This window comes from Pseudomonas sp. Os17, assembly GCF_001547895.1.
Lineage (GTDB): Bacteria > Pseudomonadota > Gammaproteobacteria > Pseudomonadales > Pseudomonadaceae > Aquipseudomonas.
Genome location: NZ_AP014627.1, coordinates 249858 through 276735, shown reverse-complemented (window position 1 = coordinate 276735; position 26878 = coordinate 249858). Strand labels below are relative to the sequence as shown.

The following is a 26878-nucleotide window of genomic DNA, read 5'->3' as shown; positions in this document are numbered from 1 at the left end:
CTCAGCGCCGATCGCCTCACTTCGCGTGCTTGCATCCCCCTGCCCGTGTTCTTTTGCACCGACGAAAAATGCTCGCCGGCGTCTGCCGCACACCGCGCCAGCCCGCAGCCACTGGGCCGCAACCGGCCATCCTGCCGTATACGTAAAGCCCTTCTATTCATATTCCTAAAAGTTAGTTTATTTAATTTTTATACGCGCTTAGGGTATATGCACCGGACCACCGGACATTCTTGATTCTGATTTCGCCGCATGACGCGGCCTATCCAAAAGATGTGAGGTAGGTATGGTCCGGAACACAATCACCCCAGTGCAGATCGCCAGGGCATTGCGTGCAGCCAAGGAGTGGCGCTGATGTCCAGTCTGATCGAAGCCCAGGTCCAGAGTGACCTGGATATTGCTCCCCTTTTGCTGCCCGCTCGGGTACTGCGCAACGACGCCGAAGCCCTGCAAGCCGCCCATGAACTGGCCGACGCGGCCCGCCAGCAGGCCGCTCAACGCGACCGCCAGCGCAAGCTGCCCTGGGCGCAGATCGAACAATTCACCCGCAGCGGCCTGGGCAGCATTGCCGTGCCCCGCGCCTACGGCGGGCCACAGGTGTCGTTCGTCACCCTGGCCGAGGTCTTCGCGATCATTTCCGCGGCCGACCCGGCCCTGGGGCAGATCCCGCAGAACCAGTTCGGCCTCCTCGGCCTGATCCTCGGCTGCGGCAGCGAGCGGCAGAAGAAACAGCTGCTGCAAAGCGTCCTGGAAGGCTGGCGCATCGGCAATGCCGGCCCGGAACGCGGCACCAAGAACACCCTGGAACTCAAGGCGCGGATCACCAGGGATGGCGACGGCCATGTGATCAACGGCCAGAAGTTCTACTCCACCGGCGCCCTGTTCGCCCACTGGGTGGCGGTCAAGGCGCTGAACGAGGAAGGTCGTCAGGTGCTGGCCTTCGTCCGCCGTGGCACCCCAGGCTTGCGCATCGTCGACGACTGGTCGGGCTTCGGCCAGCGCACCACCGCCAGCGGCACCATCCTGCTCAACGATGTGCGGGTCGAGTCCGAGCTGGTGCTGGACAACTGGCGGATCAACGAGTCGCCGAATATCCAGGGCGCGGTGTCGCAACTGATCCAGGCCGCCATCGATGCCGGCATCGCCCGGGAAGCCGTGGCCGACGCTATCCGCTTCGTGCGTGAACGGGCCCGCCCGTGGATCGACGCCAACGTCGAGCGCGCCAGCGACGACCTGTATGTGATCGCCGACATCGGCAAGCTGCAGATCGAACTGCACGCCGCCGAGGCCCTGCTGCGCAAGGCCGGGCAAGTGCTGGACCAGGTCAGCGCGGCGCCGATCACCGCCGAGTCCGCCGCCCGCGCCTCCATCGCCGTGGCCGAAGCCAAGGTACTGACCACCGAGATCTCGCTGCTGGCCAGCGAAAAGCTTTTCGAGCTGGCCGGCAGCCGCGCCACCCTCGCCGAATTCAACCTCGACCGCCACTGGCGCAATGCCCGGGTGCACACCCTGCACGACCCGGTGCGCTGGAAGTACCACGCCGTCGGCGCCTACCACCTGAACGGCACGCTGCCGGCCCGGCATTCCTGGATTTAACCGCCCAGAACGCTTTTGACCAGATCTCTGGAGAAACACATGTCTCTTGCTCAACACGTCGCGGTCATCACCAGCGACGAACAAGCCCTGATTGTCGCCAGCGACCTGGCGGAAGACTTCAAGCGCGACAGTGCCCTGCGCGACCGTGAACGGCGCCTGCCCCATCCCGAGCTGGAAGCCTTCAGCCGCTCCGGCCTGTGGGGCATCAGCGTGCCCAAGGAATACGGCGGCGCCGGAGTGTCCAACGTCACCCTGGCCAAGGTCATCGCCCTGATCGCCGAGGCCGACGCCTCCCTGGGGCAGATCCCGCAGAACCATTTTTACGCCCTGGAAGTGCTGCGGGTGAACGGCAGCGAGCCGCAGAAACAACGGCTGTACGCCGAGGTCCTGGCCGGCCGCCGCTTCGGCAACGCCCTGGCCGAGCTGGGCACCAAGACCGCCCATGACCGCACCACCCGCCTGAGCCGCGACAGCAGCGGCCAGGGCTACCGCATCGACGGGCGCAAGTTCTACGCCACTGGCGCCATCTACGCCCAGCGCATTCCCACCTCGGTGGTGGATGAGCAAGGCGTGCAACAACTGGCCTTCGTCCCCGCCGACGCCCAGGGCCTGAGCGTGATCGACGACTGGAGCGGCTTCGGCCAGCGCACCACCGGCAGCGGCTCGGTGCTGTTTGAAAACGTTGCGGTGGACGAGGCCGACGTGGTGCCGTTCCAGAGCGCCTTCGAACGCCCGACCCCGGTCGGTCCCCTGGCACAGATCCTCCACGCCGCCATCGACACCGGCATCGCCCGCGCCGCCTACGAAGACGCCCTGCGCTTCGTGCGCACCAAGACCCGGCCGTGGATCGACTCCGGCACCGACAAGGCCACCGACGACCCGCTGACCCTCAAGAGCTTCGGCCAGCTGAGCATCCGCCTGCACGCCACCGAAGCCCTGCTGGAGCGCGCCGGGGAATTCCTCGACCGGGCCCAGGCCGAGACCAACGCCGACACCGTGGCCGCCGCCTCCATCGCCGTGGCCGAGGTCCGCGCCCTGAGCACGGAAATCTCCCTGGCCGCCGGCAGCACCCTGTTCGAACTGGCGGGCAGCCAGGCGACCCTGGCCGAGCACGGCCTGGACCGCCACTGGCGCAACGCCCGGGTGCACACCCTGCACGACCCGGTGCGCTGGAAGTACCACGCGGTGGGCAACTACTACCTCAACCAGCAGAACCCGCCACTGCGGGGGACCATTTGATGGCCGCTGCCGAAACCGCCAAGAAGAAGATCCTGCTCAACGCCTTCAACATGAACTGCGTCGGGCACATCAACCACGGTCTGTGGACCCACCCGCGGGACAACTCGACCCAGTACAAGACCCTCGAGTACTGGACCGAACTGGCCCAGCTGCTGGAGCGCGGGCTGTTCGACGGGCTGTTCATCGCCGACATCGTCGGGGTCTACGACGTCTACCAGAACTCGGTGGACGTGACCCTCAAGGAGTCGATCCAGCTGCCGGTCAACGACCCGCTGCTGCTGGTTTCGGCCATGGCGGCAGTGACCAAGAACCTGGGCTTCGGCCTCACCGCCAACCTCACCTACGAGGCGCCCTACCTGTTCGCCCGGCGCCTTTCCACCCTCGACCACCTGAGCCGTGGCCGGGTCGGCTGGAACATCGTCACCGGCTACCTGGACAGCGCCGCCCAGGCCATGGGCCTGAAGCAGCAGATCGAGCACGACCGTCGCTACGACCAGGCCGATGAGTACCTGGAGGTGCTGTACAAGCTCTGGGAAGGCAGCTGGGAAGACGACGCGGTGCTTGATGACCGCGAGCAGCGCGTCTATGCCCAGCCGGACAAGGTGCACAAGGTCGAGCACCAGGGCGAGTTCTATCAGGTCAGCGGTTATCACCTGTGCGAGCCGTCACCGCAGCGCACCCCGGTGCTGTTCCAGGCCGGCAGCTCGGATCGCGGCCTGCTGTTCGCCGGGCGCCACGCCGAGTGCGTGTTCATCAGTGGGCAGAACAAGGCGGCGACCAGGGCCCAGGTGGACAAGGTCCGCGCCAGCGCCGTGGCCGCCGGGCGCAATCCCGAGGACATCAAGGTGTTCATGGGCCTCAACGTGATCGTTGGCCAGACCGAGGAACTGGCCTGGCAGAAGCACGCCGAGTACCGCCGCTACGCCAGCGCCGAGGCCGGGGTGGCGCATTTTTCCGCGTCCACCGCGATCGACTTTTCCCAATACGAGATCGACGAACCTATCCAGTACGTGAAGAGCAACGCCATCCAGTCGGCCACCAAGCACCTGCAGAACAACGACTGGACCCGGCGCAAGCTGCTGGAGCAGCACGCCCTGGGCGGCCGCTACTTCACCGTGGTCGGCTCGCCGCAGCAGGTGGCCGACGAACTGGAATCCTGGATCGCCGAAACCGGCCTGGACGGCTTCAACCTGACCCGCATCGTCACCCCGGAAAGCTACGTCGACTTCATCGATCTGGTGATCCCCGAACTGCAACGACGCGGCTCCTACAAGACCGCCTACGACGAGGGCACCCTGCGGGAAAAACTGTTTCACGAAGGCCGCAAACTACCCGAACGACACACCGGCGCGGCCTACCGCCGCTGACCACCCTGTGGCGAGGGAGCTTGCTCCCGCTGGCTTGCGCAGCAAGCCCAAACCCGGACGGCGCGGTATGCCTGCAACACCGCGCCGCCTGGATCTGGGGCCGCTTTGCGGCCCAACGGGAGCAAGCGCCCTCACCACAGACAGCGGTCTCGCCATACACCCACGCAATGGCTCAACCCACACATTCGGATTGACTGGAAGTAACCACCATGAAAACCAAGCTCCTGCGCCACCCGGTCAAAGCCCTGGCCCTCGCCCTCGGCCTATTCAGCAGCGCCGTGTTCGCCGCCGACGCACCGCTCAAGGTCGGCACCACCGCCGCCTTCGCCATTCCCCTGGAGGCCGCCGTGGAAGAGGCCGGCAAGCAGGGCCTGAAGGTGCAGCTGGTGGAGTTCACCGACTGGATCGCGCCCAACGTCAGCCTGGCCGCCGGCGACATCGACGTGAACTACTTCCAGCACATCCCCTTCCTGGAAAACGCCAAGGCCGCCGCCGGTTTCGATCTGGTGCCCTTCGCCCCGGGCATCATCAACAACGTCGGCCTGTACTCGAAGAAATACACAAGCTTCGCCGAGCTGCCCGAAGGCGCCAGCGTGGCCATCGCCAACGACCCGATCAACAGCGGACGCGGCCTGCAACTGCTGGCCAAGGCCGGGCTGATCACCCTCAAGCCGGGCGTGGGCTACAAGGCCACCGAAGACGACATCGTCAGCAACCCGAAGAAGATCAAGATCCTCCAGGTCGAAGCCGTGCAACTGGTGCGCGCCTATGACGACGCCGACCTGGTCCAGGGCTACCCGGCCTACATCCGTCTGGCCAAGACCTTCGACGCCGGCTCGGCGCTGCTGTTCGACGGCCTGGACCACAAGGAATACGTGATCCAGTTCGTGATCCAGCCCAAGAGCAAGAACGACCCGCGGCTGATCAAGTTCGTCGATATCTACCAGCACTCGCCTGCCGTTCGCGCCGCCCTGGATAAAGCCCACGGCAAGCTCTACCAAGCCGGCTGGGAAGGTTGAGATGAGTGTCGCGACGCTGCAGCGCAAGCTGCCGGAACCTGCGCCAAAGAGCGCCGAGCAGACCGAGCTGCACCCCGAGCTGAACCGCGCCCAGGTGCGCTTCATCGGCCTGGGCAAGACCTACCAGGGCCAGCAGGGCCCGGTGCAGGCCCTGCACGGCATCGACCTTTCGATCCAGCGCGGCGAAGTGTTCGGCATCATCGGCCGCAGCGGCGCCGGCAAGTCGTCGCTGATCCGCACCATCAACCGCCTGGAGCAACCCAGCAGCGGCCGGGTACTGATCGACCAGGTGGACATCGGCGACTTCGACGAAGACCGCCTGGTGGCCCTGCGCCGACGCATCGGCATGATCTTCCAGCACTTCAACCTGATGTCGGCCAAGACCGTGTGGCACAACGTCGAGCTGCCGCTGAAGGTGGCCGGGGTGCCCAAGGCCGAGCGCCAGCGCAAGGTCCGCGAACTGCTGGAACTGGTGGGCCTCAAGGACAAGCACCAGGCCTACCCGGCGCAACTGTCCGGCGGCCAGAAGCAGCGGGTGGGCATCGCCCGGGCCCTGGTCCACGATCCCGAGATCCTGCTGTGCGACGAAGCCACCTCGGCCCTGGACCCGGAAACCACCCAGTCGATCCTCGCCCTGCTCAAAGAGATCAACCAGCGCCTGGGCCTGACCATCATCCTCATCACCCACGAGATGGCGGTGATCCGCGAGATCTGCGACCGGGTGGTGGTGCTGGAGCACGGGCGCATCGTCGAACAGGGGCCGGTCTGGGAAGTCTTCGGCCACCCGCAACACGAGGTCAGCAAGACCCTGCTGGCGCCCCTGCAGCACGGCCTGCCGCCCGAGCTGCAAAGCCGTTTGCGCAGTCATGCGCAATCGTCCGAGGCCGCCGTGGTGCTGAGCCTGCGCTTTACCGGCAGCCAGACAGAGGAGCCGGACCTGGCGGCGCTGTTCGGCGCCCTGGGCGGCCGCGTGCGCCTGCTGCAAGGTGGCGTCGAACGCATCCAGGGCCACGCCCTGGGGCACCTGCTGCTGGCCGTCCAGGGCTCGTCCCTGGGGGCGGCGGAACTGCGTCAACGTGCCGGGCAATGGGCACAGCAAGTGGAGGTACTGGGCTATGTGGTTTGATCGCTTGGTGCAGGGCGTCCTCGACACCCTGCTGATGGTCGGCGTGTCCTCGCTGATCGCCCTGCTGGCGGGGATTCCCCTGGCGGTGATCCTGGTCACCAGCGGCAAGGGCGGGATCTACGAGGCGCCGCACCTGAACCGGGCCCTGGGGGCTTTCGTGAACCTGTTCCGCTCGATTCCGTTCCTGATCCTGATGGTGGCGCTGATCCCCTTTACCCGGCTGATCGTCGGCACCACCTACGGTGTGTGGGCGGCGGTGGTGCCGCTGACCATCGCCGCCACACCGTTCTTTGCGCGCATCGCCGAAGTGAGCCTGCGGGAAGTCGATCACGGCCTGATCGAAGCGGCCCAGGCCATGGGCTGCCGACGCTGGCACATCGTCTGGCACGTGCTGCTGCCGGAAGCGCTGCCGGGCATCGTCGGCGGCTTCACCATCACCCTGGTGACCATGATCAACTCCTCGGCCATGGCCGGGGCGATTGGCGCGGGCGGGCTGGGGGACATTGCCTACCGCTACGGTTACCAGCGTTTCGACAGCCAGATCATGCTCACGGTGATCGTGCTGCTGGTGATCCTGGTGGCGGCGATCCAGCTGGGCGGTGACCGACTGGCGCGGGTGCTGAACAAGCGCTAGTGGCACCCCGTGTAGCCGCTGCCGCAGGCTGCGACAAGGTCCGCAGGACCTTGCGAGGCCCTCAAGAGCGGCGTCTCCTGCGGAGCCGTTCGCAGCCTGCGGCAGCGGCTACAGGGTGCATGGGGTATATTCGGGCCATTCCTCTTCACGCCATGCAGCCCGCCATGAAACTTGCTCCAGACGACCTAGACACCATCACCGCCACCACCCTCGGCCACTACCAGCAGGTGGCCGAAGACTTTCGTGAAGGCACCCGCGACCACGACGTCAGCCAGAACATCGACGCGCTGCTGCGGCATATCCAGGGCCCGGCGCCCTTCACCGTGCTGGATTTTGGCTGCGGTCCGGGGCGCGATCTGCAGACCTTCACTCGCCTGGGCCATGTCGCCATCGGCCTCGACGGTTGCGAGCGCTTCGCCCAGATGGCCCGGGACGACAGCGGCTGCGAGGTCTGGCAGCAGGACTTTCTCAAGCTTGACCTGCCCGCGGAGCACTTCGACGGCATCTTCGCCAACGCAGTGCTGTTTCACATTCCCCGCCAGGAACTGCCGCGGGTGCTCAAGCAACTGCATGCCAGCCTCAAGGACGGTGGCGTGCTGTTCAGCTCCAACCCGCGCGGCGACAACCAGGAAGGCTGGAACGGCCCGCGCTATGGCGCCTACCACGACCTCGCGGCCTGGCAGGCGCTGCTGACCGAGGCAGGCTTTGTCGAGCTGGAGCATTACTACCGCCCCGCCGGCCTGCCCCGGGAACAGCAACCCTGGCTGGCCAGCGTCTGGCGCAAGGCCTGAGCCCTCCCGCCCCACTCCCCCCGTAGGCGCCGGCTTGCCGGCGAAGGCGGTTCCGGATCAGCCGCCCGCCTCCCGGGCCTCTTCGCTGGCAAGCCAGCTCCTACATGGCCGTGGGCTGCCTACGTCATTCGCACTACCGCCAACCTCGTAGGAGCCGGCTTGCCGGCGAAAGCAATTCCGGATCAGCCGCCCGCCTCCCGGGCCTCTTCGCTGGCAAGCCAGCTCCTACATGGCCGTGGGCTGCCGACGCCATTCGCACTACCGCCAACCTCGCAGGAGCCGGCTTGCCGGCGAAGGCGGTTCCGGATCAGCCACCCGCCTCCCGGGCCTCTTCGCTGGCAAGCCAGCTCCTACATGGCCGTGGGCTGCCGACGCCATTCACACTACCGCCAACCTCGTAGGAGCCGGCTTGCCGGCGAAAGCGATTCCGGATCAGGCTCCCGCCTCCCGGGCCCCTTCGCTGGTAAGCCAGCTCCTACATGGCCGTGGGCTGCCGACGCCATTCGCACTACCGCCAACCTCGTAGGAGCCGGCTTGCCGGCGAAAGCGCTTGCGGATCAAGCGCCCGCCTCCCGGGCCTCTTCGCTGGCAAGCCAGCTCCTACATGGCAGTGGCCTGCCGACACCATTTGTACTACCGCCAACCTCGTAGGAGCCGGCTTGCCGGCGAAAGCGGTTCCGGATCAGGCGCCCGCCTCCCGGGCCCCTTCGCTGGCAAGCCAGCGCCTACATGGCTGTGGGGCGGGGGGTGTCTTGGCTCGGTTCCTTGATCTTGTACCAGGCCACGTACAGCGCCGGGAGGAACAGCAGGGTCAGCAAGGTGGCGACGATGATGCCGCCGATCATGGCGTAGGCCATCGGCCCCCAGAACACTTCCCGGGCAATCGGGATCATCCCCAGGCTCGCCGCCGCGGCGGTCAGCAGGATCGGCCGGCGCCGGTGGTGGGTGGCTTCCAGCACCGCGTCCCAGGGGTGATAGCCCTCGCGCTCGTAATCATCGATCTGGGTCACCAGGATCACCGAGTTGCGGATGATGATGCCGATCAGCGCGAGGATCCCGAGGATCGCCACAAAGCCCATGGGCGTGCCGGTGGGCACCAGGGCCAGGACCACGCCGATCAGTCCCAGGGGCGCCACGCTGGCCACCAGGAACAGCTTCTGCACGCTGTGCAGCTGGATCATCAGGAAGGTCGCCATGAGGAACAGCATCAGCGGCACCACCTTGGCGATCGGGCCCTGGGCCTTGCCGCTTTCCTCCACGGTGCCGCCGGTGGCCACCGAGTAGCCGGCCGGCAGGCTGGCGGCGAAGCGGTCGATCGTCGGTTTCAGCTGCTTGACCAGGTCGGTGGGCTGGATCGCGTCGCGCACCGCGGCCTTGATGGTGATGGTCGGCTTGCGGTCACGACGCCACACCAGCGGCTGCTCCAGCTCGTAGCCCACGGTGGCGAAAGCCAGCAACGGAATCGACGTGCCGCTGGGGGTGACGATCTGCAGGTTCTGCAGGGTTTCCGGGGAGCCGCGTTCATTGTCGTCGGCGCGGCCGACCACGTTGATCAGGTAGATGTCGTCATGTACCTGGGTCACGGTGGAGCCGCTGACGATGCTGTTCATCAGCCGCGCCACATCCTCCGAGGACAGCCCAAGCTGGCGCGCCTTGTCCTGGGCGATGTCGATGCGCAGCACTTTGCCGGGCTCGTTCCAGTCGTAGATGATCTCGCCGATGTGCGGGTTCTGGTCCAGTTCGGTGGCCAGGTCGATGGCGTGCTTGCGCACCTGATCGATGTCCTTGCCGCTGACCCGGTACTGGATCGGCCGCCCCACCGGTGGGCCCATTTCCAGGGCCTGCACGTAACTGCCGATGCCGACGAAGTCTTCGCGCAGGCGCTTGCGCAAACGCTCGGTCAGGGCCGTGCGCTGCTCCAGGCCCTTGCTGACGATCACCAGCTGGGCGTAGTAGGGGTTCTGCAGTTGCTGGTCCAGGGGCAGGTAGAAACGGATCGCGCCTTCACCGATGTAGGTGCTCCAGCGCTCGATGTCCGGGTCGTCCTTGAGGGTCGCTTCCAGGCGGTCCACGGCCAGGCGGGTCTCGTTGATCGAGGCGTTCTGCGGCAGGTTGAGGTCCACCAGGATTTCCGGCCGGTCGGAAGACGGGAAGAACTGGTTCTGCACGAAGCGCATGCCGAACACCGAGGCGGCGAACAACAGCACGGTGATGCCGATCGCCCACCAGCGGTTGCGCATGGCCCACAGCAGGCCGCCATTGAAGGCCCGGCCGACGCGGCCCGGCTCCTCGGAGTGGGGTTTGACGTTGCTGCTGAGGATATGCAGGCCGATCACCGGGGCGAACAGCACCGCGACGATCCACGACACCAGCATGGCCACGGCGATTACCGCGAACAGGGTGAAGGTGTACTCACCGGCGGAGCTGGCGTTGAGGCCGATGGGCACGAAACCGGCCACGGTGACCAGGGTGCCGGTGAGCATCGGGAAGGCGGTGGAGGTGTAGGCGAAGGTCGCCGCCTGCTCCTTGCTCTCGCCCTTTTCCAGGCGCGTGACCATCATTTCCACGGTGATCATGGCGTCGTCCACCAACAGCCCCAGGGCGATGATCAAGGCCCCCAGGGAGATCCGCTGCATGGTGATGCCGCTGTACTCCATGAACACGAAGACCATGGCCAGCACCAGCGGGATCGAGCAGGCCACCACCAGCCCGGCGCGCACCCCGAGGCTGATGAAGCTCACCACCAGGACGATGATCACCGCCTCGAACAGGGCACTGGTGAAGCCGCCCACCGCCTCCTGCACCACCTCGGCCTGGTCGGACACCTTGTGCACGCCGATGCCGATCGGCAGGTCGGCGGTCAGCTCATCCATGCGCGCATGCAGGGCCTTGCCGAAGTCCTGGATGTTGCCGCCCTTCTTCATGGCAATCGCCAGGCCGATGGCCGGCTGGCCGTTGAAGCGGAACAGCGGCGTGGAAGGGTCGACGTAGCCGCGGCTGATGTCGGCGATGTCGGCCAGGCGATAGAAGCGGTCATTGAGCCGCAGGTTGACCGTGGCCAGGTCCTTCTCCGAGGCGAACTGCCCGGAAGTGCGCACCGAGATCCGCTCCGGCCCGGCCTCGATCACCCCGGCCGGGGTCACCGCGTTCTGCGCTTGCAGGCTTTGCAGGACCTGGCGCTGGTCGATGCCCAGGGCCGCCAGCTTGCGCGTGGAAAAGTTCAGGTAGATGACTTCGTCCTGCTCGCCGACCATCTCCACCTTGCCCAGGTTCGGCACTTCGCGGATCTCGGCGCGTACCTGCTCCACGTAGTCACGCAGCTGGCGCATGCTCAGGCCGTCGGCGGTAAAGGCATAGATCGAGCCGAACACATCGCCGAATTCATCGTTGAAGCCCGGGCCCTGCAATCCCTGGGGAAAGTCGCCGCGGATGTCGTTGATCTTCTTGCGCACCTGGTACCAGATCTCGGGAATGTCCTTGGCACTGGTGGTGTCGCGCAGGTAGACGAACACCGTCGACTCGCCGGGGCGGGTATAGCTTTTCACATAGTCCAGCGAATCCAGTTCTTCGAGTTTTTTCTCGATGCGGTCGGTGACCTGCTTCAGGGTTTCTTCCTGGGTCGCGCCGGGCCAGCGGGTCTGGATGACCATGGTCTTGATGGTGAAGGACGGGTCTTCCTCGCGCCCCAGGTTCAGGTAGGAAAACACCCCCATCAGCAACGCGACGAACATCAGGTACCAGACGAAGGACTGATGCCTGATCGCCCATTCGGAGAGGTTGAAGCTTCCTTTGCTGGCAGGGGTCATTGCGCGCGATCCTCGTCGATTTTGACTTTCTGCCCCGGCTTGAGGCTGTTGACCCCGGCACTGACCACCCGCTCGCCGGGCTTGACGCCCTGGCCGATCAGCGCCGAATCGCTGTCGCGGCTGAGCACCCTGACCTCACGCGGGGCGACGGTCTGGCTTTGCGGATCGATGACCCAGATCCGGGTCTGGCCCGCCACCTCTTGCAGGGCGCTCAGGGGCAGCTCGGTACGCGGTTCGATGGCCGAGCTCAGGGTCACGCTGATGGCGGTGCCCAGGCGGAAGGCCTCGGGGGTGTCCTTGAGGGTCAGGCGTGCGCGACGGGTGCGGGTCGCGCTCTGGGCCTGGGGCTCGATCTCGCGCACCGTGGCGGTGGTGCTGAGGCTCGGATCCAGTTGCGCCGCGACCTTGAATTCCACATCCGCCGGCAGCTGGTCCACCAGGGTCGCCGGCAGGTCGATCACCGCTTCCTTGATCTCCGGCCGGGCCAGGGTCACCACCTGCTGGCCGGCCGTCACCACCTGCCCGGCCTCGGCGTTCCAGGCCGTGACCACGCCGCCGTGATCGCTGCGCAGCTGGCTGTAGTTGAGCTGATCCTGGGCCTGGCGCAGCGCGGCCTTGGCCTGATCCAGGGCGGCGCCGGTGGTCTTCAGGTCGGTCTGGGCGATATCCAGTTGCGCCTGGGCGCCGACGCCACGGTCGAACAGCTCCTGCTGGCGTCGGGCATTGGCCTGGGCGTTGATCCACTGCGCCTCGACCTTGGCCAGGTCGCCCTGGGCGGCCCGCAGCTGGTTCTGCTGATCGGTGGGATCGAGGGTCGCCAGCAGGTCACCGGGGCCGACTTCGGCGCCGACATCGACAGCACGGTTGGCGATGCGCCCCGGCACCCGGAAGCCCAGGTTGGTTTCATAACGGGCCTGGATGTTGCCGGCAAAGCGCCCCAGGCTTTCCTCGGACTGCGACACCACCCGGATCGACAGCACCGGACGCACCGGCTCCGGTGCCGGTTCTTCCCTGGAGCAGCCCGGCAGCAGGGCGGCGGCGCACAACAGTGGCAGCAGGCGCTTCATGGCTGCGCTCCCTGATCGTTGTGGCTGGCGGCAATCTCCACCTTCATCCCCGGATGCAACAACTGCCCGCCCGCCACCACCACTTTTTCGCCGCCCTTGAGGCCATCACTGATGATCACCTTGCCGGTCAGGTAACGCCCGACCTTGACGCTGTGCAGCGAGGTCTTGCCGTCTTCGCCCACCAGCCACACCGCCGGTTCGCTGAGGTTCTTGGTCAACGCCGACCAGGGCAGCACCACGCTGGCCTTGCCGTTGGCCCGGGCCGTGGCACTGACCACCGACCCCAGGTCCATGCCCGCCGGCAATGCGTCGAGCACCACCTTGACCTGCACCGTGCCGCTCTGGGCCGAAACCACCGGGGTCACTTCGCGGACCTTGCCGGTGGTGGTGACCTTGGGGTTGTCCAGCAGGCTGATGTGGATGGTTTCCTGGCCCGGCGGCTCCATCAACAGCGACTCGTAGACGTTGAACACCGCGTCGCGCTCGCCGTCCCGGGCCAGGCTGAAGATCGGCATGGTGGCCTGCACCACCTGGCCGACCTCGGCCTGGCGCGCGGTGATCACCCCCGGGGCCTCGGCCACCAGTTCGGTGTAGCCCAACTGTTCGCGGGCATTGGCCAGTTGCGCCTGGGCCGCGCTCAAGGCGCTCTGGCTGCTGCGCAGGGCGGCCTGGGCCGAGTCGTATTCACTCTGGCTGGTGTAGCCCTTGGGCAAGAGTTTCTGCTGGCGGACAAAGGCCGCACCGGCCTGCTTGACCCGGGCCTGCTCGGCGAACACCGAGGCGGCGGCGGAGTCGACCTGGGTCTGCAGGTCCTTGGGGTCGAGCCGGGCCAGCACCTGCCGGGCAGACACCCGGTCGCCGACATCCACCAGGCGCTGGATGATCTTGCCGCCCACACGGAACGACAACTCGGTCTGCACCCGGGCCTGAATGTCGCCGGTGAGGGTCACCGAAGGCGCAAAATCGCTGCTCTGCACCGACTGGATCCGCACCCGCGGGTGCTCCTTCTCGGTCGGTTTTTCCGCCCCGCAGCCACCGAGCAGAGCCAGCAGCCCCAGCCCCACCATCCACTTCGAATTGAGACCGGTCATGCAGACTCCTTGTGCGTGTTCGTAGCGCCCGTGACGTTACGACTGTGAGCTTAGAACAGGGTTCAACCCTTGCACGGGGCTCCTGAAACACAGGGTCCTGGTGGCCGAAGAGGCGGCGGCGAACCAGCCGCCCTTCGACAAATGAGGCACACTGCGCGCCACGCAACAGGAGACTCGACATGCTCAAGACCCTGGCGGTGGCCAATTACCGCTCCATCAACAAACTGGTGATGCCCTTGGGGAGGCTGAACCTGATCACCGGCGCCAACGGCAGCGGCAAGTCCAACCTGTATCGCGCCCTGCGCCTGCTGGCGGAGACGGCCCAGGGCGGGGTGGTCAACGCCCTGGCCAAGGAAGGCGGATTGGACTCAACCTTCTGGGCCGGGCCGGAACAGATCAGCCGGCGCATGAGCCAGGGCGAGGTCGCGATCCAGGGTGGACCGCGCAAGGCCGCCAGACGCCTGCAACTGGGCTTTGCCGGTGAAGACTTCGGTTACGCGATCAGCCTGGGGTTACCGGACTCCAGCGGTCATTTCATGTTGCCCGGGCACAGCTCGCCGATTGCCTCGCGCTTCACTCTCGACCCGTGGATCAAGCGCGAGAGTATCTGGGGCGGGCCCCTGTATCGCCCGGCAAGCGCGCTGGTGGACCGCCAGGGACCGATGGTACGAGCCCGCGCGGGGCGTCAATGGGAGGTGCTGGCGCAGCATACGAGCAGCGGCGACAGCCTGTTCGACCGGGTGGGCAACCTGAGCTCATCGCCCGAGGTCCTGCATCTGCGCGAGCAGATTCGTGGCTGGCGTTTTTATGACCACTTGCGTACCGACAGCCAGGCACCCGCACGCCGACCCCAGCTGGGCACCCGCACCCCGGTACTGCATCACGATGGCAGAGACCTGGCCGCGGCGTTGCAGACCATTATCGAGGTGGGCGATCAGCAGGCGTTGCACGAGAGCATCGCCGATGCCTTCCCGGATTCGCGGCTGCAGATCGATGCCGTTCCCGGAGGGTTGTTCGGGGTGCAGCTCCACCAGGAAGGCCTGTTGCGGCCGCTGTCGGCGGCGGAACTGTCGGACGGCACCCTGCGCTACCTGCTGCTGGTCGCCGCCCTGCTGACCCCGCGCCCGCCGAGCCTGATGGTGCTCAACGAACCGGAAACCAGCCTGCACCCGGACCTGCTGCCGGCGTTGGCGCGCTTGATCATTCGCGCCTCGCAGCAGTGCCAGGTGTGGGTGGTGTCCCACGCCCGGCGCCTGATCGCGGCCCTGCAGGAAGACCCCGAGTGCAACTGCATCGTGCTGGAAAAAGAGCTGGGCCAGACCGGCATCGTCGGCCAGCGCATGCTCGACGAACCGGCCTGGTACTGGCCCGACTGAACCCTCCCCGCCGGCCCCGATTGCCATGCCCCCCGTAGGAGCCTGCTTGCTGGCGAAGAGGCCCACAAGCCCTGCATCGCCCTCAAGGACGCCTTCGCTGGCAAGCCAGCTCCTACAAGGCTCATGCGCAATACGCCCCCCGTAGGAGCCAGCTTGCTGGCGAAGGAGGCCCTCAAGCCCCGCACCGCCCTCACGGACGCCTTCGCTGGCAAGCCAGCTCCTACAAGGCTCAAACGCAATACACCCTCTGTAGGAGCCAGCTTGCTGGCGAAGAGGCCCTCAAGCCCTGCATCGCCCTCAAGGACGTCTTCGCTGGCAAGCCAGCTCCTACAAGGCTAAAACGCAATACGCCCCCCGTAGGAGCCAGCTTGCTGGCGAAGAGGCCCTCAAGCCCCGCATCGCCCTCACGGACGCCTTCGCTGGCAAGCCAGCTCCTACAAGGCTCATGCGCAATACACCCTCTGTAGGAGCCAGCTTGCTGGCGAAGAGGCCCTCAAGCCCTGCATCGCCCTCAAGGACGCCTTCGCTGGCAAGCCAGCTCCTACACGGAGGAAGGAGGGGTCAACCCTGCCATTTGCCGCCTTCGACGATCACGCTCTCAGGCGGGGTGTCGTCGCTCAGCTCCTTGCGCACGTACTGGTCATACAGCTTGAGCAGGTACTTCTCTTCGCCCAGCTTGGCCAGTTCGGCATTTACCCAGTCCCGCAGTTCGAGGTTGCCCTTCTTCACCGCCGGGGCAATCGGCGCCTGCTCGCCCAGGGTCTGGGGCAATACGCGGTAGCCCGGGTTCTGCTTGGACCAGCTGAACAGAATCAGGTTGTCCTGGGCATAGGCGTCGCCACGGCCATTGGCCAGGGCTTGCAGGGACTCGGTGTTCTTCTCGAACTTGAGCAGTTTCCAGTCCGGGTGGTTCTGGGTCAGCCAGATGTCTGCGGTGGTGCCGGTGGTGACGATGGTGGTGCGGCTTGCCAGGTCATCCAGGCTCTTCACCGGGCTACCCTCGGGCACCAGGGCCTGCACCGCCACCTTGAGGTTGGGGTTGGTGAATTCCACCGCTTGCTTGCGCTCCGGGGTCACGGTCATGTTGGCCAGGATCAGGTCGACCTTGTCGCTCTGCAGGAAGGGAATGCGGCTGGCCGGTTCCACGGCGACGAACTCCACCTTGTTCTCGTCCCCCAACAGGTCCTTGGCGAACTGGCGGCCGATGTCGGTATCGAAGCCCACATAACGCCCGGTTTCATCGACGAAACCGAACGGCGGCTTGTCGGTGAACACGCCGACGATCAGCTTGTCCCGAGCCTTGATCTTGTCCAGGTAACCGGCCGCCGGCGCGGCGCTGGCGGCAGTGGCCGCCGGCTTGGGCGCATCATTGGATTTATCGCAGCCGGCCAGCAGGGCCAGACCGAACAGCGGCAGTAACAACAGCGAAGACTTGGCAGTTTTCATAAGAGCTCCAGTTCCTTTTTGGGGGCTTTCTTGGGCAGTGCTTCAACGAAGGAGAACTTCTCCAGGAACTGCTGCGCGCGTGCGCTCTGCGGGTTCGTGAAGAAAGCCTCGGGGGTGTTCTGTTCCACGATGCGCCCGCCGTCCATGAACACGATGCGGTCGGCCACGGCCCGGGCGAAGGCCATTTCATGGGTGACGATCAACAGGGTCATGCCGTCCCGGGCCAGGCCCTGGATCACCTGCAGCACTTCCTTGACCATCTCCGGGTCCAGCGCCGCGGTGACCTCGTCGAACAGCATCACCTGGGGGTTCATGCACAACGAGCGGACGATGGCGATGCGTTGCTGCTGGCCGCCGGACAGCTGCCGGGGAAAGGCCTCGCGCTTGTCCAGCAGGCCCACCCGCTCCAGCAACGCTTCGGCCTGGGCCCGGGCCTCCCGGGGCTCGCGCTTTTGCACCTTGAGCGGCCCCAGGAGGATGTTGTCCAGCACGTTCATGTGGGGGAACAAGTGATAGCTCTGGAACACCATGCCGATCTCCTGGCGCACCTGGCGCCAGTCGGTAGCGGGGCTCAGCAGCTCGCGCCCGGCAAAGCGCAGGTGCCCGCTGTGGGCCGTTTCCAGGCCGTTGAGGCAGCGCAGCAGGGTGCTCTTGCCGCAGCCGCTGGGGCCGAGGATGACGATCACCTCCCCCGCCGCCACGCGCAGGTCGACCTCCTTGAGCACCTGTTGCGGGCCGAAGAACTTGTTGAAACCCTGGAACTCGATCAATGCGCTCATGCTTGCGTCCAGCGCCGCTCCAGCACGCGGGAGGCGGCCGACAGCGGGTAGCAGATAAAGAAGAAAAACAGGAACAGGACGCCGTAGATCAGCACCGACTCGTAGGTGCGCTCGATGATCTGCTGGCCGACCTTGATCACGTCCACCACGCCGATCAGCACCGCCAGGGAGCTGGTCTTGATGATCCGCGTGTAGACGTTGATGGTTGGCGGCGTCATGCGCTTCAGCGCCTGGGGCAGCAAGACGTAGCCGTATAGCTGGGCACCGGAGAGGCCGATGGACAGGCCCGCTTCACGCTGGCCCCGGGGCAGGGATTGCAGGGCGCCGCGCACCACCTCGCCAACCTCGCTAGCGCCCCACAGCGACAGCACCAGCACCGCACAGGTGAAGCTGGGAATGCTGAGGCCGAAGAAGATCGGAAAGCCGAAGAACAGCAGGTACAGCCAGACCAGCACCGGAATCGCCCGGAACAGCTCCAGGTAGATCCGCAGCGGCACGTCCAGCACCTTGCGCTGCAGGCTGCGCAGCACGCCGTAGAGCACCCCGCCCAGGGTGCTGAAGGCAATGCTCAACAGCGAAATCGACAAAGTCTGTGCAGCGCCCCGGGCCAATTGCGGCAGGGACACCAGCAACAGCTCAAGACCCGAACTGGCCATGTTGCAACCTCCTTTCCAGACGGCTGAGCAACAGCGACAGCGGCAGAAACAGCAGCACGCAGATCAGGGTCAGCACCGCGAGCATTTCGTAGGTCTTGTAGTACAGGGCGATGTAGCTCTTGGTGGTGTAGAGAATCTCCGGCACCGCCACCGCCGAGACCACGGTGGTTTCCTTGAGCAGGAAAATGAAATTGGCGAACAGCGACGGCAGGCTGAGGATCCCGGCCTGGGGCAGGATCACGTAGCGCAGCAGTTGCCATTGCGACAGGCCGATGCTGCGCCCCGATTCCAGCTGCGCCTGGGGCACGGCTTCGACCCCGGCGCGCAGCACTTCGGTGAGGTAGGCGCCGCCAAGGAAGGTCATGGTGATGATCGCCGCGGTAAAGCCGGAGACCTTGATCCCCAGGGCCGGCAAGGCGAAGTAGACGAAGAACAGCTGGATCAGCAGCGGTGTGTTGCGCGCCAGTTCCACGTACAGGCCGATCAGCCGGTGCAGGTAAGGGGTGCGAAACACCAGGACAGTGGCGTTGATCAGGGCCACCAGCAAGGACGTGCCGATGGCGATCAGGCCGACCTGCAGGGTCACCCCCACGGCTTTGAGAAAGGCCGGCAGGGTGCTGAGGATAAACGCGTAATCGAGGGTCATGAATCATCCTGGACGCCGCTGGGGTACAGCGGCGGTGGTGCAGTCCGTGGGGCAGTGGGTAACCGCCCGGCTGCCGCGACTTTATAGCTATAAAAAGCAGAATTTAAATACCGTTACGGCATATTGATATCACCCAAAAACCTAACCCGCGGATTTGCCGGGCTGGCGCCGAGCTACTACCTTTTCTGCCCTTGAGCCTGACCAGGACAATCACCATGGCCAACGCGAAGACGCCGCAACCGCTGGATCCCCATGAGCTGGTGAAATGGCTGACGGCCTTGCGCCGAGCCCTCCAAGCCACTGGCAATAGCGCTCCACTGCAGGAGCCGGCGGGTGCAGGCCTCGGCTTGCCAGCGAAGGCGTCCATCAGCTTTGCACCCGGCCTGAGGGCCTCCTCGCCGGCAAGCACAACGCCGCCCGGCCGGCGCCTGCGGCTTTTGCCGGCGCAATAAAAAACGCCGACGCTGTGCCAGCCGTCGGCGTTCAAACCTTGAAGGGGTTTATCGCATCAGTAGCCTAGTTCATCAGAACGCCGGCAATACCGCGCCGTTGTACTTCTTCTCGATGAAGGCTTTCACCTCGGGGCTGGTCAGGGCCTTGGCCAGCTTCTGGATCGCCGCGCTGTCCTTGTTGTCCGGACGCGCCACCAGGTAGTTCACGTAGGGCGAATCGGCGCCTTCGATCACCAGCGCATCCTTGGCCGGGTTCAGGCCGGCTTCCAGGGCGTAGTTGGTGTTGATCATGTCCAGGTCAACCTGATCCAGGACCCGCGGCAGCATGGCCGACTCCAGTTCCTTGAACTTGAAGTTGTGCGGGTTCTTGGCGATGTCCTTGGGCGTGGACACGGCGTTCTTCGGATCCTTGAGCTCGATCAGCCCGGCCTTCTGCAGCAGGATCAGGGCCCGGCCGCTGTTGCTGCCTTCGTTGGGGATGGCGATGGTGGCGCCGTCTTTCAGCTCGGCCAGGGACTTGACCTTCTTCGAGTAGCCGCCGAAGGGTTCGACGTGCACACCGATCACGGTTTCCAGGTGCGTGCCCTTGCCTTCGTTGAAGTTCTTCAGGTACGGCAGGGTCTGGAAGTAGTTGGCGTCCAGGCGCTTCTGATCGACCTGCACGTTGGGTTGCACGTAGTCGGTGAAGACCTTGATTTCCAGGTCCACGCCTTCCTTGGCCAGGGTCGGCTTGATCAGCTCGAGAATCTCGGCGTGGGGCACCGGAGTCGCGGCGACCACCAGCTTCTCGGCGGCCTGGGCAATACCGGCGCTCAGGGCTGCCGCCAGTGCGGTGAACAACAGAACTTTTTTCATGCGATGTCCTTAGGTGTCGGGATCGACGACGGCGTCAAATGAGGTGCGTATCGGGGTGCCAGTGATGTGCCACTGCTGGCGTGAACCGGACAATACCGAGATTTTTTATTCCCGAACAATATCTTTTATTCACGTTCATATTCCATTTTGTTCATACATCCCGCCCCACCACCGCGCCCTGTAGCCGCTGCCGCAGGCGCTTGAGGGCCTAGCACTCCCCTGTAGCCGCTGCCGCAGGCTGCGAACGACGACGCAGTCGGCGCCAGGGGCATCGGGGCACTCCAGCAGGATCCTGGTGAACGGTTTTGCGTCTGCTGCGCAGCCGGTCGCAGCCTGCGGCAGCGGCTACACCGCCAGCAGGCGCTTGAGGGCCTGGCGGTCCGCGTCTGAACCGCTCTCGGCGATCTGCCGCAGCAGCTGCTCGATCTGCTCCAGCGGCGAGGGCGTCGGCGGCAGGTTGAGGTGCTCGGGAAGAATTTCCTCGCCGCTGCTGACCAGCAGCGCAAAGTGAATGACGTTCTCCAGCTCCCGGGTATTGCCTGGCCAGCTGTGGCGCTCCAGGGCCTGCTGCGCAGCTTCGCTGATCAGCGGCACCGGCAGGTCCAGGCGCTGGCTGTAAATGCCCAGGAAGTACTCGGCCAGGGACTCGATGTCCCCCACCCGCTCGCGCAGCGCCGGCAGTTCCAACTGGCCCTCGCTGAGGTAGCGATACAGGCGCTCATGGAATTTGCCCGCCGCCACCGCCTGGGCCAGGTCGATGCTGGTGGCCGCCACCAGACGCACGTCCACCGGGCTCGGCTGCTGGGCACCGACCCGGGTCACTTCGTGGTTTTCCAGGGCCGCCAGCAACTTGGTCTGGATCGGCAGCGGCAGGTCGCCGATCTCGTCCAGGTACAGGGTTCCGCCATTGGCCGAGCCGAACCAGCCGGCGCGGCTGCTGGCCGAGCCGCTGAAACTGCCGGCGGCATAGCCGAACAGTTCGGCGTCGGCGTAGGTCGGGCTGATGGCGCCGCAGTTGACCGAGACGAACAGGCCGCTGCGGTCGCTGGCGCGGTGGATGTGCCGGGCCAGCAGTTCCTTGCCGGTGCCGGTTTCCCCGCGGATCAGCACCGACACCGCACGCGGCGCCAGTTGCTCCAGCTCTTCACGCAGTTGCCGCGAACGCGGGTCGACGAACACCAGCGCCTTGGCGCGGATGCTCAGGGGGCTTTTTTCCGCATCGGGAAAGGTCAGCAACGGCTGGCCGAAAGGGGTGTGAGAACTCATGGCAGACTCCCGCCCCAGGCCGCCTGGGGACGGGGGCGCTTAAACAGGAAAAGGACGATCAGGCACGACGCAGCGCGTGCTGCTCCATGCGGTTCTGCAGGCGGTAGAGATAGGCAAAGCCCTGCTCCCAGCGCTGGTGGCCGGACTTGACGTTGATATGCCCGGCGCCGGCCAGGATCCCGGCTTCGGCGCCCCAGTCACGGGCCAGTTCCAGGGCCCGCGGGGCACTCACGGCGCTGTCGTTGTCCGAGCTGACCACCTGGCTGGGGAACGGCAGCAGGTCCCGGGGAATCGGCGCGAAATTGCGCAGCGCCGGGGCGCAGGCCGGACGCTCGACGTCCGCCGGCGCCACCAGCAGCGCGCCGCGTACCTGGCGCAGGGCCGCCAAGGGCGCGCGAGCGGCCCAGTGGGCCACGGTGATGCAGCCCAGGCTGTGGGCAATCAGGATCACCGGGGTGTCGTCGGCGGCGATGGCTTCGGCCAGGGCCGCCACCCAGTCTTCGCGACGCGGCGTCAGCCAATCGGCCTGCTCCACCCGCGCACTGTTGGGCAGGCTGTTCTGCCAATGGGTTTGCCAATGATCTTCTGGCGATCCTTGCCAGCCCGGCACAATCAAGTAGCGAATGGATTCGTTGCGCATGGGGAACTCTCCTGCTGCGTGTCTGTTCCCGAACGAGTATAGGGAGGGGATTTATATTCGTTAAGGAATAAGAAGCTATTTATTAATACCTTAAATGAATATCAAACATCCCCGCTCTCCGTAGGAGCCGGCTTGCCGGCGAAAGGGCCATCAGCTCTTGCGCAACCTTGAGGACGCCTTCGCTGGCAAGCCAGCTCCTACAGTTGGCGCAATTGCGGAGGTGTTTTTGTAGGAGCCGGCTTGCCGGCGAAAGGGCCTGCGGGCCTTGTGTCGCTCTGGCGGGCGCCTTCGCTGGCAAGCCAGCTCCTACAGTTGGCACGATTGCGCGGGTGTTCTTGCCGGCGAAGGGGGTAACGGGAGGGCGATTTCGGTGGAGGGCTTTGCAGGGGGCATTTTCGCCAGGCAAAAAAAAGGCCGCACCCTGCCAAGGAGACGGCCTGAAAAGTCGTGGCTTTGTTGCTCGGTGTCAGCGCGCGGTAATCACTGAAAGCTTGGTGATGCCCGCCCGCTCGATGGAGGCCATGGCCCGGGCCACTTCTCCGTAATTGACGCCATCGTCGGCCTGCAGCTGCACCCGCACTTGCGGGTCCTTGGCCTTGGCCGCCTGCAAGTTGGTTTCCAGCAGGTCGGGCTGGATCTCGTCCTTGTTGATAAAGAGTTTGCCGGCGCCGTCGATGCTCACCACCAGCGGGTCCTTCTGCTCCACCGGGGCCACGGCCTCGGTCTTGGGCAGGTTGATCGGGATGGCGTTGGTCAGCAGCGGCGCGGTGACGATGAACACCACCAGCAGCACCAGCATCACGTCCACCAGCGGGGTGACGTTGATCTCGCTCAGCACCTCATCGCTGTCTTGAGTGGAGAAGGCCATGTCAGGACGCCTCCTTGACTTTCTGCTGGCTGCCCTGGGCCGCAGCCTTGTGCACGCTCGGGTGGATCAGCACACGGAACGAGTTCTTCTGCGCCAGGCTGTAGAAGTCGTGGGCAAAGTCGTCCAGGTCCGCAGCCGTGAGCTTCAGGCGCCGCAGGAAGTAGTTGTAGACCAGCACCGCGGGCACCGCGACGGCGATCCCCACACCGGTGGCCACCAGCGCCGCGCCGATCGGCCCGGCCACGGTTTCCAGGCTGGCAGAGCCCGCAGCGCTGATGCCTTTCAGGGCTTCCATGATCCCCCACACGGTGCCGAACAGACCGATAAAGGGCGAGGTGCTGCCGATACTGGCGACCACCGCCAGGCCGGTTTCCAGGGAGCGGCGCTCACGCACGATCTGCTGGCGCAGGGCGCGTTCGAGACGGTCCTGGTGGTTGATCGCCTGGCTCAGGTCCGCCGCATGGGGCGCGTCACCGACCTGGATCGCCGCATAGCCGGCCTGGGCCACCCGGGCCGCCGCGCCGGGCTGGGTTTCACTCAGGGGGGCGGCGGAATCGAGGCTGGAGGCGGCCCAGAACTGATTGTGAAACTTGCGATCCTGGGACTTGAGGCGGGCGAACTGCACGCCCTTGACCAGGGCCAGGCCCCAGGTGGCGACGGAGAAGACCACCAACAGCCAGATCACCGCGCTTTCGATGGATTCCAGTGGAGATGCCAGTAACGTCATGATGTGTTCCCTCTGTGTAAGCGTTTAGCGCGCGTTATTTGATCGGCCTTGCGGCTCAATGAATCTTGAAGTCGATGGGTACGCTGACCCAGCCGTCCTGGGCCACGTCGCCCTGCTTGGCCGGAACGAAACTCCAGCGCTTGACCGCAGCCAGGGCCGCATCGTCGAGCTGCTGGCGACCGCTGCTCTTCTGGATCTGGATCTCTCCGGGCTTGCCGCTGGCCAATACATGCACCCGCAGCAGCACCGTGCCTTCCCAACCCCGGCGCTGGGCCAGGGACGGGTATTCCGGCGCCGGGTTCTTCAGGTACGCGGCGCTGGCCGAAGCCGGGGTCACGGGGGCCGGGGCCGGTGGCGCGGGCGCTGCCGGGGCGGCTACCGGCGCCGCAGGTTGCGGCGGCGCCGGGGTCTGCTGCACCGGCTTGGGCGCGGGTTTCGGCTCGGGCTTGGGCACCGGCTTGGGCTTGGGTTTGGGCACCGGCTTGGGCGGTGGCGGCTTGACCGCCAGCTCGTCCTCCACCGGAGGCGGCGGCTCCACCACCGGCTGTACCGGCACAGGCGGAGGCGGCTCGACCACGGGCGGTGCCGGGTGCGAGAACTCGATGGTCATGGGCGGGATTTCCGGCGGCACGATGGGCAGCACCGGGGTCGGTTTCTGGCTCAGCCAGTAGATCACTGCACCGTGCAATACCAGAGCCGCGACGCCCAGGAGAATCGCCTCACGACGGCGCAATACCCCCTTGGGCGTGCGTTGCAGACGCAATTGGCCCAGCGGCGAGCGGTGAGGCCGGCCGAGGTCGACCAACTCGCCGCTCGGTGCCTGGCGCCACAGCACCTCGTGTGCACTGGCGGCGGTCTGGACATTGCCCATGGATTCACTCCCTACGATCTTTTGAATAACCCGGCAGCGGCGTTTGAACACCCCCCACGCAACGCTGCCGGGGACTCAATGATCAGTGCCCCATGCTTATCTCTTAAAGTAATCTTTCAAGTTATAGATAGATCGAAACGGAATATTGAATTCACCCTGAACAGCTCAGGCCCCGTGATTCAAGGGCTGTAGCCAAGAGGGAAAAACGCCATGCCTTACAGGCATTGAAAATATTCCCGCAAAGCATCGAAGCAGGCCTGTTAGTGCAAAAAAAATAGAACCCCATTGCACTCGAAACCAACTTCAGCGCCCATGTACTTAATTAACTTTACAAGCGGACACGACAAAGCCGCTGAACCGGCACGCCACCTTATATAAGGCAGCGCGTATTCAGCGGCTGATTATTATCGAGTTTGTTATTGCTTGACGAACTCACCGCTCAGGCCGACCACATCGCCGCTGAAGTTGCTACGGGCACCGGAGGCGCGCAACCGGGAATAGTTGTGGTCGGGTGAAAACAGCGCCCAGGCCTGGTAGCCGTAGCCATCGTTGTAGCCTGATACATTGATGATGGTCGGCTGCCCGGTGCTGTTCTGGAAGTGGTAATGCCCGGCGACGCTGTACTTGACCCCGGCCTGGGTCAACTCACCGCTGAACGAACCGTTGGAGTCGTTGCCGTCGGTCACGACCAGACGGGCGTCAGCGTTGGAGTTTACATAGGTTCCATTGATGCTCGACATAATGCGGGTTTCCTTATGCGGTTGAATGTTTCGTCCAATGAAGCAAGTTCCTCCTGGAACTCACAAACCCAGCATGGTCGGCGTTTATAACTCTGTCCAAAACAAACTTTCGCAACAACTAATTAAATAGCTATAGCCTGCAATCGGCTCTCTATAAGTTATGACCGAAACAAAAGCACTTATAACTTCCCGGTGTTTTCAACTTGCGGCTTGACGCTGGCCACGGCCCTCAACTGCTCTTGCAACGCCTTGCCGGCCCGACTCAAGCCATTGCCGGCATACAGCGCCAGGCGCACGCCCTGGATATCCGGCAGGCCGCTGGCGGCGTCGAGTATCCGGTGGCCCTTGCCCAGCACCCGCACCGGCAACAGGCTGATGCCCAGCCCCGCCGCCACCGCCGAGCAGACACTGGCCAGGCTGGCGCTGGAGTAGGCGATGCGCCACGGCCAGCCGCCGACCTCCAGGTGGTGAAGCATTTCCTGGCGATACAACCCGCCCACCGGAAACGCCACCAGCGGCAGCGGATCGCGGCCCAAGGCTGGCTGACGCAGGCTGTCGACCCAGCACAGCGGCTCGGGCCAGGACTCCAGGCAGTCGTCGCTGTGGCCCATCTGCTTGACCAGCAGCAGGTCGAACTCGCCACGGCGGAACTGGCGCAGCAACTCAGGTCCCAGACCACTGGTGACCTCCAGGCGCACCGCCGGATAGTCCAGGCCAAAGCGCGAGAGCAAGGGCATCAGGCGCTCGGCGGCAAAGTCTTCCGGCACGCCCAGGCGCAGCACCTCTTCGCCGCGCTGGTTGACCAGCACATCGCAGGCCTCTTCATGCAGCGCCAGGATGCGCCGGGCATAAGCCAGCAGGCGCTCGCCCTCCACCGTGGCCACCACCCGGCGCTGGTCGCGGTCGAGCAACTGGCAGCCCAGGCTCTCTTCCAGGCGCCGCACCTGCTGGCTCACCGTGGACTGCGTGAGGTGCAGGCGCTCGGCGGCGCGGGTGAAGTTCTGGCTGTCGGCCACCGCGACAAAACTGCGAAGCAACACGGGATCCAGCATCGCGATCTACCATCCTCAATGCCACTGATTGGCATGGTTATATTTAATTTCAGAATACCCAGGGCCATCACCATACTCGCCTTTCATTGGCAGGAACGGGAGGTTCTGATGCAACTCAAGCGCTTTCTGAAATGCGGCCTGATCGCCACCGGTCTGCTCACGGCGGGGCTGGTCATGGCCAGCGATGGCTCGTTGCTGGAGGCGGTGCGCCAGGGTCAGCTGCAACAGGTGCAACGGTTGCTTGAACAGGGCGTGGCACCCGACGCCCGGGGCCTGGACGGCAGCAGTCCGCTGCTCCTGGCGACCCGCGACAACCGCATCGACATCGCCCGGGCGCTGATCGAAGCCGGGGCCGACGTCAACCGCAAGAACCTGATCCAGGACAGCCCCTACCTGCTGGCCGGCGCCAGCGGCCACAACGAAATCCTCAAGCTGACCCTGGCCCACGGCGCCGACCTCAAGAGCACCAACCGCTACGGCGGCACCGCGCTGATCCCGGCCTGCGAACGCGGGCATGTGGAAACCGTGGGCCTGCTGATCGCAGCCGGCGTCGACCTGAACCACGTCAACCACCTGGGCTGGACCTGCCTGATGGAAGCCATCGTGCTGTCCGACGGCGGTCCGGCGCACCAGCAGATCGTCGCCCAGCTGATTGCCGCCGGCGCCGACCTGAACCTGCCGGACCGCGCCGGCCTCAGCCCTTTGCAACAGGCCGAACGCCGTGGCCAGCGGGCCATCGCCAAGCTGCTGCGCGAGGCCGGCGCCACCTGA

Annotated in this window: 24 protein-coding genes; 9 read left to right on the top strand and 15 right to left on the bottom strand. The window is 65.3% G+C overall.

Going from position 1 to position 26878, the window contains the following annotated elements:
• Positions 1-351 precede the first annotated feature (351 nt).
• The 7 genes from POS17_RS01270 (at position 352) to POS17_RS01240 (ending at position 7769) form a co-directional block, all read left to right on the top strand.
• A complete protein-coding gene (locus POS17_RS01270; protein ID WP_060837013.1) occupies positions 352-1593 on the top strand; it encodes an SfnB family sulfur acquisition oxidoreductase in 1242 nt (413 codons plus the stop codon).
• Positions 1594-1632: 39 nt separating this feature from the next.
• A complete protein-coding gene (locus POS17_RS01265; RefSeq protein ID WP_060837012.1) occupies positions 1633-2832 on the top strand; it encodes an SfnB family sulfur acquisition oxidoreductase in 1200 nt (399 codons plus the stop codon).
• Positions 2832-4199 carry an LLM class flavin-dependent oxidoreductase gene (locus POS17_RS01260; RefSeq protein ID WP_060837011.1) on the top strand — a complete coding sequence of 456 codons (1368 nt, stop codon included), beginning with the start codon at positions 2832-2834 and terminating at the stop codon, positions 4197-4199. The genes POS17_RS01265 and POS17_RS01260 overlap by 1 nt, the downstream gene beginning before the upstream one ends.
• A gap of 209 nt (positions 4200-4408) precedes the next feature.
• On the top strand, positions 4409-5218 hold the full coding sequence (locus POS17_RS01255) for a MetQ/NlpA family ABC transporter substrate-binding protein (protein WP_060837010.1): 810 nt from the start codon (positions 4409-4411) through the stop codon (positions 5216-5218).
• Between the two features lies 1 nt (position 5219).
• A complete protein-coding gene (locus tag POS17_RS01250; RefSeq protein ID WP_060837009.1) occupies positions 5220-6344 on the top strand; it encodes a methionine ABC transporter ATP-binding protein in 1125 nt (374 codons plus the stop codon).
• The gene (locus POS17_RS01245; RefSeq protein WP_060837008.1) at positions 6334-6978 is read left to right on the top strand and encodes a methionine ABC transporter permease; all 645 of its coding nucleotides are present in this window, start codon (positions 6334-6336) and stop codon (positions 6976-6978) included. The genes POS17_RS01250 and POS17_RS01245 overlap by 11 nt, the downstream gene beginning before the upstream one ends.
• Positions 6979-7142: 164 nt before the next feature.
• Positions 7143-7769, top strand: coding sequence for a class I SAM-dependent methyltransferase (locus tag POS17_RS01240; RefSeq protein ID WP_060837007.1), 627 nt, complete (start codon positions 7143-7145; stop codon positions 7767-7769).
• A gap of 725 nt (positions 7770-8494) precedes the next feature.
• On the opposite strand, the gene POS17_RS01235 is transcribed toward POS17_RS01240, so the two are convergent.
• Genes POS17_RS01235 through POS17_RS01225 form a run of 3 tightly spaced genes read right to left on the bottom strand, consistent with a single transcriptional unit; the run spans position 8495 to position 13733 of the window.
• Entirely contained in the window at positions 8495-11575 is a 3081-nt protein-coding gene (locus POS17_RS01235) for an efflux RND transporter permease subunit (RefSeq protein WP_060837006.1), read from the bottom strand.
• A complete protein-coding gene (locus tag POS17_RS01230; RefSeq protein ID WP_060837005.1) occupies positions 11572-12642 on the bottom strand; it encodes an efflux RND transporter periplasmic adaptor subunit in 1071 nt (356 codons plus the stop codon). Before POS17_RS01230 ends, POS17_RS01235 begins: the two co-directional genes overlap by 4 nt.
• Entirely contained in the window at positions 12639-13733 is a 1095-nt protein-coding gene (locus POS17_RS01225; protein WP_060837004.1) for an efflux RND transporter periplasmic adaptor subunit, read from the bottom strand. The genes POS17_RS01230 and POS17_RS01225 overlap by 4 nt, the downstream gene beginning before the upstream one ends.
• 179 nt (positions 13734-13912) lie before the next feature.
• Here POS17_RS01225 and POS17_RS01220 point away from each other — a divergent pair, with 179 nt between their 5' ends.
• Positions 13913-15109: an AAA family ATPase gene (locus POS17_RS01220; RefSeq protein WP_060837003.1), complete on the top strand. Its 1197-nt coding sequence runs from the start codon at positions 13913-13915 to the stop codon at positions 15107-15109.
• 561 nt (positions 15110-15670) lie between these two features.
• Here the strand turns inward: POS17_RS01220 and POS17_RS01215 are convergent.
• The 12 genes from POS17_RS01215 to POS17_RS01160 form a co-directional block, all read right to left on the bottom strand.
• Complete coding sequence (locus POS17_RS01215; protein WP_060837002.1) at positions 15671-16555, bottom strand: transporter substrate-binding domain-containing protein; 885 nt, start codon at positions 16553-16555, stop codon at positions 15671-15673.
• Positions 16552-17334 carry an amino acid ABC transporter ATP-binding protein gene (locus POS17_RS01210; protein WP_060837001.1) on the bottom strand — a complete coding sequence of 261 codons (783 nt, stop codon included), beginning with the start codon at positions 17332-17334 and terminating at the stop codon, positions 16552-16554. The genes POS17_RS01215 and POS17_RS01210 overlap by 4 nt, the downstream gene beginning before the upstream one ends.
• Positions 17331-17990: an amino acid ABC transporter permease gene (locus POS17_RS01205; protein WP_011058612.1), complete on the bottom strand. Its 660-nt coding sequence runs from the start codon at positions 17988-17990 to the stop codon at positions 17331-17333. The genes POS17_RS01210 and POS17_RS01205 overlap by 4 nt, the downstream gene beginning before the upstream one ends.
• Complete coding sequence (locus POS17_RS01200; RefSeq protein ID WP_060837000.1) at positions 17971-18636, bottom strand: amino acid ABC transporter permease; 666 nt, start codon at positions 18634-18636, stop codon at positions 17971-17973. Before POS17_RS01200 ends, POS17_RS01205 begins: the two co-directional genes overlap by 20 nt.
• 524 nt (positions 18637-19160) lie before the next feature.
• Positions 19161-19943, bottom strand: a complete 783-nt coding sequence (locus POS17_RS01195) for a MetQ/NlpA family ABC transporter substrate-binding protein (protein ID WP_060836999.1) — start codon at positions 19941-19943, stop codon at positions 19161-19163.
• Positions 19944-20288: 345 nt separating this feature from the next.
• Positions 20289-21209, bottom strand: a complete 921-nt coding sequence (locus POS17_RS01190) for a sigma 54-interacting transcriptional regulator (RefSeq protein WP_060836998.1) — start codon at positions 21207-21209, stop codon at positions 20289-20291.
• Between the two features lie 58 nt (positions 21210-21267).
• Complete coding sequence (locus tag POS17_RS01185; protein WP_060836997.1) at positions 21268-21849, bottom strand: alpha/beta hydrolase; 582 nt, start codon at positions 21847-21849, stop codon at positions 21268-21270.
• A gap of 466 nt (positions 21850-22315) precedes the next feature.
• Complete coding sequence (locus tag POS17_RS01180; RefSeq protein WP_011058607.1) at positions 22316-22717, bottom strand: ExbD/TolR family protein; 402 nt, start codon at positions 22715-22717, stop codon at positions 22316-22318.
• Position 22718: 1 nt separating this feature from the next.
• Positions 22719-23444, bottom strand: coding sequence for a MotA/TolQ/ExbB proton channel family protein (locus POS17_RS01175; RefSeq protein WP_060836996.1), 726 nt, complete (start codon positions 23442-23444; stop codon positions 22719-22721).
• Positions 23445-23499: 55 nt separating this feature from the next.
• Positions 23500-24315 (bottom strand): energy transducer TonB, encoded by an 816-nt coding sequence (locus POS17_RS01170; RefSeq protein ID WP_060836995.1) that lies wholly within the window; start codon positions 24313-24315, stop codon positions 23500-23502.
• Positions 24316-24731: 416 nt separating this feature from the next.
• The gene (locus POS17_RS01165; protein WP_016963092.1) at positions 24732-25055 is read right to left on the bottom strand and encodes a hypothetical protein; all 324 of its coding nucleotides are present in this window, start codon (positions 25053-25055) and stop codon (positions 24732-24734) included.
• Positions 25056-25234: 179 nt separating this feature from the next.
• On the bottom strand, positions 25235-26107 hold the full coding sequence (locus tag POS17_RS01160; RefSeq protein ID WP_060836994.1) for a LysR substrate-binding domain-containing protein: 873 nt from the start codon (positions 26105-26107) through the stop codon (positions 25235-25237).
• Between the two features lie 108 nt (positions 26108-26215).
• Between POS17_RS01160 and POS17_RS01155 the strand changes: the two genes are divergently transcribed.
• Complete coding sequence (locus POS17_RS01155) at positions 26216-26878, top strand: ankyrin repeat domain-containing protein (protein ID WP_060836993.1); 663 nt, start codon at positions 26216-26218, stop codon at positions 26876-26878.

Excerpts from the sequence above, each read along its gene's own strand:
- POS17_RS01270 (WP_060837013.1), top strand. The coding sequence starts at position 352 with ATGTCCAGTCTGATCGAAGCCCAGGTCCAGAGTGACCTGGATATTGCT.
- POS17_RS01265 (WP_060837012.1), top strand. The coding sequence starts at position 1,633 with ATGTCTCTTGCTCAACACGTCGCGGTCATCACCAGCGACGAACAAGCC.
- POS17_RS01260 (WP_060837011.1), top strand. The coding sequence starts at position 2,832 with ATGGCCGCTGCCGAAACCGCCAAGAAGAAGATCCTGCTCAACGCCTTC.
- POS17_RS01255 (WP_060837010.1), top strand. The coding sequence starts at position 4,409 with ATGAAAACCAAGCTCCTGCGCCACCCGGTCAAAGCCCTGGCCCTCGCC.
- POS17_RS01250 (WP_060837009.1), top strand. The coding sequence starts at position 5,220 with ATGAGTGTCGCGACGCTGCAGCGCAAGCTGCCGGAACCTGCGCCAAAG.
- POS17_RS01245 (WP_060837008.1), top strand. The coding sequence starts at position 6,334 with ATGTGGTTTGATCGCTTGGTGCAGGGCGTCCTCGACACCCTGCTGATG.
- POS17_RS01240 (WP_060837007.1), top strand. The coding sequence starts at position 7,143 with ATGAAACTTGCTCCAGACGACCTAGACACCATCACCGCCACCACCCTC.
- POS17_RS01235 (WP_060837006.1), bottom strand. The coding sequence starts at position 11,575 with ATGACCCCTGCCAGCAAAGGAAGCTTCAACCTCTCCGAATGGGCGATC.
- POS17_RS01230 (WP_060837005.1), bottom strand. The coding sequence starts at position 12,642 with ATGAAGCGCCTGCTGCCACTGTTGTGCGCCGCCGCCCTGCTGCCGGGC.
- POS17_RS01225 (WP_060837004.1), bottom strand. The coding sequence starts at position 13,733 with ATGACCGGTCTCAATTCGAAGTGGATGGTGGGGCTGGGGCTGCTGGCT.
- POS17_RS01220 (WP_060837003.1), top strand. The coding sequence starts at position 13,913 with ATGCTCAAGACCCTGGCGGTGGCCAATTACCGCTCCATCAACAAACTG.
- POS17_RS01215 (WP_060837002.1), bottom strand. The coding sequence starts at position 16,555 with ATGAAAACTGCCAAGTCTTCGCTGTTGTTACTGCCGCTGTTCGGTCTG.
- POS17_RS01210 (WP_060837001.1), bottom strand. The coding sequence starts at position 17,334 with ATGAGCGCATTGATCGAGTTCCAGGGTTTCAACAAGTTCTTCGGCCCG.
- POS17_RS01205 (WP_011058612.1), bottom strand. The coding sequence starts at position 17,990 with ATGGCCAGTTCGGGTCTTGAGCTGTTGCTGGTGTCCCTGCCGCAATTG.
- POS17_RS01200 (WP_060837000.1), bottom strand. The coding sequence starts at position 18,636 with ATGACCCTCGATTACGCGTTTATCCTCAGCACCCTGCCGGCCTTTCTC.
- POS17_RS01195 (WP_060836999.1), bottom strand. The coding sequence starts at position 19,943 with ATGAAAAAAGTTCTGTTGTTCACCGCACTGGCGGCAGCCCTGAGCGCC.
- POS17_RS01190 (WP_060836998.1), bottom strand. The coding sequence starts at position 21,209 with ATGAGTTCTCACACCCCTTTCGGCCAGCCGTTGCTGACCTTTCCCGAT.
- POS17_RS01185 (WP_060836997.1), bottom strand. The coding sequence starts at position 21,849 with ATGCGCAACGAATCCATTCGCTACTTGATTGTGCCGGGCTGGCAAGGA.
- POS17_RS01180 (WP_011058607.1), bottom strand. The coding sequence starts at position 22,717 with ATGGCCTTCTCCACTCAAGACAGCGATGAGGTGCTGAGCGAGATCAAC.
- POS17_RS01175 (WP_060836996.1), bottom strand. The coding sequence starts at position 23,444 with ATGACGTTACTGGCATCTCCACTGGAATCCATCGAAAGCGCGGTGATC.
- POS17_RS01170 (WP_060836995.1), bottom strand. The coding sequence starts at position 24,315 with ATGGGCAATGTCCAGACCGCCGCCAGTGCACACGAGGTGCTGTGGCGC.
- POS17_RS01165 (WP_016963092.1), bottom strand. The coding sequence starts at position 25,055 with ATGTCGAGCATCAATGGAACCTATGTAAACTCCAACGCTGACGCCCGT.
- POS17_RS01160 (WP_060836994.1), bottom strand. The coding sequence starts at position 26,107 with ATGCTGGATCCCGTGTTGCTTCGCAGTTTTGTCGCGGTGGCCGACAGC.
- POS17_RS01155 (WP_060836993.1), top strand. The coding sequence starts at position 26,216 with ATGCAACTCAAGCGCTTTCTGAAATGCGGCCTGATCGCCACCGGTCTG.